11 protein-coding genes are annotated in these 9,312 nt (G+C 72.9%); 8 read left to right on the top strand and 3 right to left on the bottom strand.

The features are described 5' to 3' along the window. Window positions 1-98 precede the first annotated feature (98 nt). The 4 genes from ispG (at window position 99) to AB0K09_RS23800 (ending at window position 4,654) form a co-directional block, all read left to right on the top strand. The gene (ispG, locus tag AB0K09_RS23815) at window positions 99-1,256 is read left to right on the top strand and encodes a flavodoxin-dependent (E)-4-hydroxy-3-methylbut-2-enyl-diphosphate synthase (protein WP_366067405.1); all 1,158 of its coding nucleotides are present in this window, start codon (window positions 99-101) and stop codon (window positions 1,254-1,256) included. 161 nt (window positions 1,257-1,417) lie between these two features. Beyond that, entirely contained in the window at window positions 1,418-2,263 is an 846-nt protein-coding gene (locus tag AB0K09_RS23810) for a GNAT family N-acetyltransferase (protein WP_366067404.1), read from the top strand. Window positions 2,264-2,302: 39 nt separating this feature from the next. Then, window positions 2,303-2,836, top strand: a complete 534-nt coding sequence (locus tag AB0K09_RS23805; protein ID WP_366067403.1) for a GNAT family N-acetyltransferase — start codon at window positions 2,303-2,305, stop codon at window positions 2,834-2,836. A 114-nt stretch (window positions 2,837-2,950) separates the two neighbouring features. Beyond that, the gene (locus AB0K09_RS23800; protein ID WP_366067402.1) at window positions 2,951-4,654 is read left to right on the top strand and encodes a proline--tRNA ligase; all 1,704 of its coding nucleotides are present in this window, start codon (window positions 2,951-2,953) and stop codon (window positions 4,652-4,654) included. Between the two features lie 318 nt (window positions 4,655-4,972). Here the strand turns inward: AB0K09_RS23800 and AB0K09_RS23795 are convergent, their stop codons facing one another. From AB0K09_RS23795 to AB0K09_RS23785, 3 genes are read right to left on the bottom strand one after another with little or no spacing between them, the layout of a single operon-like run. Then, on the bottom strand, window positions 4,973-5,911 hold the full coding sequence (locus AB0K09_RS23795; RefSeq protein WP_366067401.1) for an aminoglycoside phosphotransferase family protein: 939 nt from the start codon (window positions 5,909-5,911) through the stop codon (window positions 4,973-4,975). A 29-nt stretch (window positions 5,912-5,940) separates the two neighbouring features. Beyond that, complete coding sequence (locus AB0K09_RS23790; RefSeq protein ID WP_366067400.1) at window positions 5,941-6,357, bottom strand: ferritin-like domain-containing protein; 417 nt, start codon at window positions 6,355-6,357, stop codon at window positions 5,941-5,943. Next, a complete protein-coding gene (locus AB0K09_RS23785) occupies window positions 6,354-6,851 on the bottom strand; it encodes a hypothetical protein (RefSeq protein WP_366067399.1) in 498 nt (165 codons plus the stop codon). The genes AB0K09_RS23790 and AB0K09_RS23785 overlap by 4 nt, the downstream gene beginning before the upstream one ends. Before the next feature lie 170 nt (window positions 6,852-7,021). Between AB0K09_RS23785 and rimP the strand changes: the two genes are divergently transcribed. From rimP to AB0K09_RS23765, 4 genes are all read left to right on the top strand, one after another. Beyond that, window positions 7,022-7,546, top strand: coding sequence for a ribosome maturation factor RimP (gene rimP, locus AB0K09_RS23780; RefSeq protein WP_366067398.1), 525 nt, complete (start codon window positions 7,022-7,024; stop codon window positions 7,544-7,546). Window positions 7,547-7,548: 2 nt separating this feature from the next. Beyond that, window positions 7,549-8,559 (top strand): transcription termination factor NusA, encoded by a 1,011-nt coding sequence (gene nusA / locus AB0K09_RS23775; RefSeq protein WP_366067397.1) that lies wholly within the window; start codon window positions 7,549-7,551, stop codon window positions 8,557-8,559. 85 nt (window positions 8,560-8,644) lie between these two features. Beyond that, the gene (locus AB0K09_RS23770) at window positions 8,645-8,950 is read left to right on the top strand and encodes a YlxR family protein (RefSeq protein WP_366067396.1); all 306 of its coding nucleotides are present in this window, start codon (window positions 8,645-8,647) and stop codon (window positions 8,948-8,950) included. Between the two features lie 146 nt (window positions 8,951-9,096). Then, entirely contained in the window at window positions 9,097-9,228 is a 132-nt protein-coding gene (locus AB0K09_RS23765) for a translation initiation factor IF-2 N-terminal domain-containing protein (protein ID WP_366067395.1), read from the top strand. Window positions 9,229-9,312: the final 84 nt, after the last annotated feature.

Here is a 9,312-nt window from a genome sequence, read left to right as displayed (position 1 = left end):
CGGACGGATGTGCCCCGAGGGGACCCGTTGCCGTAACCTCGGAGGCCGGAGCCCGCCGATCTCGGGACCATGATTCATACCTTGGGGTTGCTCGCCAGATGACTGCCATTTCGCTGGGAATGCCGTCCGTTCCGACCAAGCTCGCCGACCGCAGGGTCAGCCGCAAGATCCAGGTCGGTTCCGTGGCCGTCGGCGGGGACGCCCCGGTCTCCGTGCAGTCGATGACCACCACCCGCACCTCGGACATCGGCGCCACCCTCCAGCAGATCGCCGAGCTGACCGCCTCCGGCTGCCAGATCGTCCGCGTGGCCTGCCCCACCCAGGACGACGCCGACGCGCTCAAGATCATCGCCGCGAAGTCGCAGATCCCGGTCATCGCGGACATCCACTTCCAGCCGAAGTACGTCTTCGCCGCCATCGACGCCGGCTGCGCGGCCGTCCGGGTCAACCCGGGCAACATCAAGCAGTTCGACGACAAGGTCAAGGAGATCGCGAAGGCCGCCTCCGAGGCCGGCACCCCGATCCGCATCGGCGTCAACGCCGGCTCCCTGGACCGCCGCCTGCTGGAGAAGTACGGCAAGGCCACCCCCGAGGCGCTCGTCGAATCCGCCCTGTGGGAGGCGTCCCTCTTCGAGGAGCACGGCTTCCGCGACATCAAGATCTCGGTCAAGCACAACGACCCGGTCGTCATGGTCAACGCCTACCGCCAGCTGGCCGCCCAGTGCGACTACCCGCTGCACCTCGGCGTCACCGAGGCCGGCCCCGCCTTCCAGGGCACCATCAAGTCCGCCGTGGCCTTCGGCGCCCTGCTCTCCGAGGGCATCGGCGACACCATCCGCGTCTCCCTCTCCGCGCCGCCGGCCGAAGAGGTCAAGGTCGGCATCCAGATCCTGGAGTCCCTCGGCCTGCGCCAGCGCCGCCTCGAGATCGTCTCCTGCCCCTCCTGCGGCCGCGCCCAGGTCGACGTCTACAAGCTCGCCGACCAGGTCACCGCCGGCCTGGAGGGCATGGAGGTCCCGCTGCGCGTCGCCGTCATGGGCTGCGTCGTCAACGGCCCGGGCGAGGCCCGCGAGGCCGACCTCGGCGTCGCCTCCGGCAACGGCAAGGGCCAGATCTTCGTCAAGGGCGAGGTCATCAAGACCGTCCCCGAGTCGAAGATCGTGGAGACCCTCATCGAGGAGGCCATGAAGCTCGCCGAGCAGATGCAGCAGGACGGCGTCGCCTCGGGCGAGCCCAGCGTCAGCGTCGCCGGCTGACACCCCGCACCGCCGCCGCCCCGCCCCCGCCCGGGGGCGGGGCGGCGCCGTTCCCGGCCTCCGCGCGGTATCCGCCCCACGGGCGGATACGGGCACAGGACGGGAGGTACAGTGCCAGGACCCACAACCTCCGGCCCTCTGACGGTGAGGCGATCCGACACGTGCTGACGACGACCACCACCAAGGTCCTGGAGCCCGGCGAGCTCGGCGCCGCCCTCGCCGTCCTCGACCGCGAGCCCGTCGCCAACGCCTTCGTCGCCGCCCGCGTGAAGATCGCCGGCCTGGACCCCTGGCGGCTCGGCGGCGAGATGTGGGGCTGGTACGCGGGCGGCCGTCTGGAATCGCTCTGCTACGCCGGCGCCAACCTCGTCCCCATCTGCGCCGGCCCCGAGGCCGTCCGCGCCTTCGCCGACCGCGCCCGTCGCGCCGGCCGCCGCTGTTCCTCCATCGTGGGCCCCGCCGGTGCCACCGCCGAACTGTGGTCCCTCCTCGAACCCCACTGGGGCCCCGCCCGCGAGGTCCGCGCCCACCAGCCCCTCATGGTCGCCCGCGCCATGCCGGAGGGCATCGAGCCCGACCCGCTCGTCCGCCGCATCCGCAAGGACGAGATGGAGACGATCATGCCGGCGTGCGTGGCCATGTTCACCGAGGAGGTCGGCGTCTCCCCGCTCGCCGGCGACGGCGGACTGCTCTACCAGGCCCGCGTCGCCGAGCTCGTCGGCTCCGGCCGTTCCTTCGCCCGGATCGAGGACGGCCGCGTCGTCTTCAAGGCCGAGATCGGCGCCGCCACGGACCGCGCCTGCCAGATCCAGGGCGTCTGGGTCGCCCCCGAACACCGCGGCCGCGGCCTGTCCGTGACCGGTATGGCGGCCGTCCTGCGCTACGCCCTCACCGAGGTCTCCCCGGTCGTCAGCCTCTACGTGAACGACTACAACACCGCCGCCCGGGCCGCCTACCGCCGCGTCGGCTTCCGGGAAGTCGGCGCATTCATGAGCGTCCTCTTCTGACGGCACCGGCCCGGCCGTACGGACAGGTAGCCTCCGGGCATGGATGACATCACGGTCGGACCGCTCGACCTCGCCGCGCGGGTGGACGACGCGCTGGCCGTGCAGGCGCTCGCCTTCGGACTCACCCAGGACGAGGTCAACGTCCGGCGCCACATCGTGCTGCGCCACCTCACCAGCCCGGGCGCCCGCGCCCTCGGCGCGACCACGCCCGAGGGCCGCCTCGTCGGCTTCGTCTACGGGATGCCGAACGACCGCACCCACTGGTGGTCCACCGTCGTCGAGCCCTATCTGCGCGCCAACGGGCACGAGGGCTGGCTCGACGACTCCTTCGTGATCACCGAGCTCCATGTCCACCCCGACTTCCAGAACCGCCGCATCGGCCGCGGCCTCATCACGACGATCACCGACGCCGCCGAGGAGCCGCGCTCGATCCTCTCGGCCATCGACACGGAGAGCCCGGCCCGGGCCCTCTACCGCAAGCTGGGCTACCGCGACCTGGCACGGAACGTCGTCTTTCCGAGCGCGCCGCGGCCGTATGCGGTGATGGGGGCGCCGCTGCCCTTGCGGGGTTGACCTTGTTCGGCCGGGGGTCCGGGGGACTCCCGCTGCGCGACTAATTCGGTGGGTCCCCGGCCGCCGCCCCGCTAACCTCCTGGCCAATCCCTCCCGACCCCGCCGGAGAACACGATGGCTCACGTCCAGCGCATGTCCACAACCCTGCTCAAGACACTGCGCGAGGACCCGGCCGACGCCGAGACCGCCAGCCACCGGCTGCTGGTCCGCGCCGGATACGTCCGCCGCAGCTCCGCCGGCGTGTGGACCTGGCTGCCGCTCGGCAAGAAGGTGCTGGACAACGTCATCCGCGTCGTCCGCGAGGAGATGGACGCCATCGGCGGCCAGGAGGTCCTGCTGCCCGCGCTGCTGCCCCGCGAGCCCTACGAGGCCAGCGGCCGCTGGGAGGAGTACGGCGACCTGCTGTTCCGGCTGCGCGACCGCAAGGGCGCCGAGTATCTGCTCGGCCCCACCCACGAGGAGATCTTCACGCTCACGGTCAAGGACCAGTGCGCGTCCTACAAGGACCTCCCCGTGATCCTCTACCAGATCCAGACGAAGTACCGGGACGAGGCGCGGCCGCGCTCCGGCGTGCTGCGCGGGCGCGAGTTCCAGATGAAGGACTCCTACTCCTTCGATACCACGGACGAGGGCCTCGCCGAGTCGTACGCGCGGCACCGCGCCGCCTACCGGCGGATCTTCGAACGGCTCGGCATGGACCACCGGATCGTCTCCGCCGTCTCCGGGGCGATGGGCGGCTCGCGCTCCGAGGAGTTCCTGGCCCCCGCGGCCGCCGGCGAGGACACGTTCGTCGACTGCCCGCAGTGCGACTACGCGGCCAACACCGAGGCCGTGACGACCGTGGTCGCCCCCGCCGACCCCTCGGCCCACGGGCCGCTGGAGGAGCTGGACACCCCCGGCACCCCCACCATCGAGACGCTCGCCCGGCACCTGGGCGTGCCGGCCTCGGCCACCCTGAAGAACCTCCTCGTCAAGATCGACGGCAAGCTCACGGCCGTCGGCGTGCCGGGCGACCGGGAGGTCGACCTCGGCAAGCTGGCCGAGCACCTGGCCCCCGCGGTGGTCGAGCTGGTGACCGCCGAGGACTTCGCGGACCGGCCCGAGCTCGTCCGCGGCTACGTCGGCCCGCAGGGCCTCGCCCTGCCGTACATCGCCGACCCCCGCGTGGCCCCCGGCACGGCGTGGATCACGGGCGCGAACAAGCCTGACACCCACGCCCGGAACGTCGTCTGCGGACGGGACTTCACCGTCGACCGCCATCTCGACGTGGTCGTCGTCGAGCCCGGTGACCCCTGCCCGCGCTGCGGGGCGGGCCTGGAGATCGGCCGGGCCATCGAGATCGGCCACATCTTCCAGCTGGGCCGCAAGTACGCGGACGTCTTCGGCCTCGACGTGCTCGGCCCCGAGGGCAAGCCGGTCCGCGTCACCATGGGCTCCTACGGCATCGGCGTCTCCCGCGTGGTCGCTGCCCTCGCCGAGCAGACCCACGACGAGGCGGGCCTGTGCTGGCCCCGCGAGGTCGCCCCCGCCGACGTCCACGTCGTCGCCGCCGGCAAGGCCCTCCAGACCGAGCTGGCGGCGGACCTGGCGGAGCGGCTCGCCGCCGAGGGCGTCCGCGTCCTCCTCGACGACCGCGCGGGCGTCTCCCCGGGCGCGAAGTTCGCCGACGCGGAACTCATCGGCGTCCCCACGATCCTGATCGTCGGTCGAGGGGCCCCGGAAGGCCGGGTCGAACTCAAGGACCGCCGCACGGGCACGCGCGAAGACCTCCCCGTCGCGGAGGCACTCCACCGCCTGACGGTGCGTCAAGAGGCGTGACGGGAGCCCTTTTCCGCCACACCGGCCGGGAGAGGGGCGCCGCCGCCACGGCGCGGGGCATGTTGCCCCGCACGTCTCGTTCCGCCGCGGCGGTGCCCGGCCACAGTGGTGGTGTCCGGCGGTCTTCACCGGCCGTCAGCGGCGGCCCCGGGCCGGAGGCTGTCCGGCACCGCCGGGCTGCGCGGTCTGGGCCGGCCGCCGTTGCGGCGGGGATGAGGGGCGGGGCCGGGGCACGGGGCGGTTGCCCCGCACAGCCTTTCCGCCGCCGCGGTGCTCGGCGGTACGGGCCCGGGCCGGAGGCCGTCCGGCGTTGGCGCCCTACAGCGACGTCGCGAATTCCAGGAGGAGTTCACCCGCCGGCCGAGCGCCCAGCGACACCGTGTGGAGGCCCGCCTCCGTGGCGCGGAAGACGGACCATGCCCGCAGGCGGTCGGGGTCGACGTCGAGGGAGTCGGCGAGCTTGGTGACGCGGCGGCGGGCCGCGGCGGCCGCGCCGGGGGCGGCGAGGAGGGTGTCGAGGCGGTCGCGCACGAGCCAGGCCAGGTCGTAGGCACGGTCGCCCACCAGCGGGCGCGGGGCGACCGCCAGCCACGGGGCCCGGTCGGCGGCGAGGACGTTGCCCTGCTCGTAGTCGCCGTGCAGCAGCGCGGGAGCGGGGTCGGGGCCGGCCACCAGGCCGTCGCGCAGGTCGAGGGCCTCGTCGACCATCGCCCGCGCGTCGGCCGCCCACGGCTGCTCGCGGTGGCGCCGCATCCGCTCGGCCAGCGCGGCCGTGTGCTCGGCGACGGTCGGGAAGGGATGCGCGCCGGACGGCGGTGGCACCCACAGGCGCTGGAGCGTGGCGGCGGCCTCCAGCTGTGCCTTGGACTCGGCCAGCGAGCGCAGGCTCACGTCCCCGTGCAGCCGCTCCAGCAGCAGCGCGCCCGCCTCCGGCTCGGCCCGCAGCACGCGCACCGCGCTGCGCCCGTCCCAGATGCCCAGCGCCGCGTGCTCGCGCTCGGGCGTACCGTCCGGGAAGCCGAGCTTGAGCGTGGCGGGGGTGCCGTCGGACTGCCGGACCAGGACGACCATGCTCGTGCGGCCGCCGGGCTCCTGCACCCGCTCGCAGGTCAGCGCCCAGCGCTCCAGGCAGTCGCGCACCAGCCCCGGCAGGGCGGCCAGCCAGCGGCGCGCTGCCTCACCGGCGTACGCCGGGTCGGAGCTGAGGGTCCGAACCAGCCGTTCCGGCGGTTCGAGGCCGTCGTCCGTATGTGTCATCCCCGGGCTGCCCCTTTCGTCTTGCCTGGTCAGGCCCGCTCGGCGAGCCCAGGGAAGGCTACGCTGCCACCCCGCCAGCGCGCCGCGCGCACCGCCGCCTCGCGCAGGGCGGCCGCCGCCTCGCCGCGCAGGGAGCCGGTGGCGGACCGGACGAGGTCGGCGTAGACGGCGGCGATCCGGCTCTCCAGCTCGGCGGCGAGCCGCACCGCGCCGGCCCCGTCCGTCACGGGGAACGGCAGGGCGTAGGCGGCCGCGGCGGCCTCCGGCCTGCCGCCGAGCTCCTGGACGGCACGGCTCAGCGCGTCGCGCCGGGCGCGGTGCGCGTCGTACGCCTCGCGGGCCTCGGTGGCCCGGTCCGCTTCCACGCGGCCGCCGACGACCCCGTATCCGTAGACCGTGGCGTGCTCGGCGGCGAGCGCGGCCTGCGCGGCCGGCAGGGCGGTCACGCGGGGCTCCGCAGCAGATAGTCGTGGACCGCGCCGGCCGCCGCGACGGAGGCGAGCAGCCGGGCCAGCTCCGGCGGCGCGTCGGCGAGCGCGGCGGTACGGGCGTCGGCGGTGCCGCGCTCGGCGTCGGCGAGGGCGGTGAGGGCGGCCCGCTCCTCCTCGGGCACCTGCGGGGGAGGCACCGAGGGGGAGGAGGAAGGGGAAGGGGAGGCCGGCGCCGTACGGAAGGCGTCCGCGTGCCGCGCGACCTCCGCCCGCAGCGGCGCGAGCCGCTCCGCGAGGCCCTCGTGCGCGGCGATCGTCGCGTCGTACCGCCGGAGCAGCGCGGCCGAGTCCCGCCCGGCACGCTCGCGCAGCCGCAGGGCGGCCGAGGACTGCTCGGGCGAGCCGGAGCCGCCGCCGGAGCACCCGGAAAGCAGCGCGGCCGCGCCGACCGCGAGTACGGTGCGTCTGTGCGGGCCGGAGGTGCCCCGCGTCGTCGTCGTGAGCGGCACGATCCTCTTTCCGTGTCGTCCGGGCGTGATCACCGCACGTGAGCGTACCGGCGCGCGGCCGGACGGCCGCGGACCGGGCACCGAATCGTCAGCCGGCTGCCGGAACAGATAGGCTTTGACCTGACACGCGTCTTTCCCACAACAGCACACGCGGCCGAGGAGTCACCCGGATGAGCACCACCCAGAGCGAGCGGCTGCGCGAGCTGCTGGAACCTCTCGTCAGCGCGCGGGAGCTGGACCTGGAAGAGGTCGAGGTGACGCCGGCCGGAAAGCGGCGTGTGCTCCGCATCGTGGTGGATTCCGACGAGGGTGTGCAACTGGACGCGTGCGCGGAACTGAGCCGCGTGGTCTCCGAGAAGCTCGACGAGACGGATGTGATGGGCGGTGCCCCGTACGTCCTGGAGGTCACCTCTCCCGGCGCCGACCGCCCGCTCACCCAGCACCGTCACTACGTCCGGGCCACCGGCCGTCTGATCAAGGCACAGCTCACCGAGGGCGGTGAGCTCGTCGCGCGGATCGTCTCCGTGGACGACGAGGGTCTCGACCTGGAGGTGCCGGGTGTGAAGGGCCGCAAGGCCACCACCCGCCGGCTCGCCTTCGCCGAGATCGCGAAGGCCCGTGTGGAGATCGAGTTCAACCGTAAGGCCACGGAAAAGGCCGCAGTCGAGACCGACGAGAGCCAAGAGGAGGCGTAGCCGTGGACATCGACATGAGCGCCCTGCGGGGTCTGGTGCGAGAGAAGGAGATCTCCTTCGACCTGCTGGTCGAGGCGATCGAGTCGGCCCTCCTCATCGCCTACCACCGCACCGAGGGAAGCCGCCGCCGGGCCCGCGTGGAGCTGGACCGCTCCACCGGCCATGTGACGGTGTGGGCCAAGGAGGACCCGCAGGACCTCGCCGAGGGCGAGGAGCCCAAGGAGTTCGACGACACCCCGTCCGGTTTCGGCCGGATCGCCGCGACCACCGCGAAGCAGGTCATCCTCCAGCGTCTGCGCGACGCCGAGGACGAGATCACTTTCGGTGAGTTCGCGGGCCGCGAGGGTGACGTCGTCGCGGGCATCGTCCAGCAGGGCAAGGACCCCAAGAACGTCCTGGTCGACATCGGCAAGCTGGAGGCCATCCTGCCGGTGCAGGAGCAGGTGCCCGGCGAGGAGTACAAGCACGGCACCCGCCTGCGCACGTACGTCGTCCGGGTCGCCAAGGGCGTGCGCGGCCCGTCCGTGACGCTCTCGCGCACCCACCCCAACCTGGTGAAGAAGCTCTTCGCCATGGAGGTCCCGGAGATCGCGGACGGCTCGGTGGAGATCGCCGCCATCGCCCGCGAGGCCGGCCACCGCACCAAGATCGCGGTCCGTTCGACCCGCTCCGGGCTGAACGCCAAGGGCGCCTGCATCGGCCCGATGGGCGGCCGCGTCCGCGCGGTCATGGCCGAGCTGAACGGCGAGAAGATCGACATCGTCGACTGGTCGGACGACCCGGCCGAGCTCGTCGCCCACGCGCTGTCCCCCGCACGGGTGAGCAAGGTGGAGGTCGTGGACCTCGCCGCGCGCTCCGCCCGGGTGACCGTGCCGGACTACCAGCTGTCGCTGGCGATCGGCAAGGAGGGGCAGAACGCCCGCCTCGCCGCCCGGCTGACCGGCTGGCGGATCGACATCCGTCCGGACACCGAGCAGCAGCAGCCCGACCAGCAGTCCCAGCAGGCCCGGTAACCACAGCCGATCTTGGCTGAAACGCATACACGATCGATTCCTGCCCCCAAGGGGTGGGGTCGACGTGGGGAGGTAGACTTAATCAGTGTCTGGCCGGACGCATGCCCGCGCATGCCCTGAGCGCACCTGTGTGGGGTGCCGGGAGCGAGCGGCCAAGGGCGAACTGCTGCGGACCGTGTTGATCGAGGGCGCCTGCGTTCCCGATCCGCGCGGTACGCTGCCCGGCCGGGGTGCCTCCGTGCACCCCACACTGGTCTGTCTCGATCAGGCGGTCCGCCGAAGGGCGTTCCCCAGGGCCTTCAAAAGCCCCGGTCCGCTCGACACGGCGGAACTGCGCCGGTACGTCGAACAGGCCGAAGAGCACCGGCACGACCGGCAGGCAACACCGTAAGAAGAACGGCACGGGCAACCGTGCGGTCAGGTACCTCGCGAGTTGGAAGTAGGTCGAGATTGCGATGAGCACTCGATGAGTACGCGATGAGTACGCCCATGAAGTAGCGACGGTCCGGAGGACACCCCGGACCTAGAAGGAGCGAAGTGGCTAAGGTCCGGGTATACGAACTCGCCAAGGAGTTCGGAGTTGAGAGCAAGGTCGTCATGGCCAAGCTCCAAGAACTTGGTGAATTCGTCCGTTCGGCGTCCTCGACGATCGAGGCACCACCACCGTGAAGTCCCCGCTGCCCAGCGGCAATGAGGTGCGGTAGGGCAGCCGGACGGCGTCGTCCCTGCCGTCGAACGACAGGGCGCCGCCGA

This window comes from Streptomyces sp. NPDC049577, assembly GCF_040675635.1.
In the GTDB taxonomy this organism is placed as follows: Bacteria; Actinomycetota; Actinomycetes; order Streptomycetales; family Streptomycetaceae; genus Streptomyces.
The sequence above is the reverse complement of the archived record's forward strand: the minus strand, read 5'-3'. Positions and strand labels throughout refer to the sequence as shown.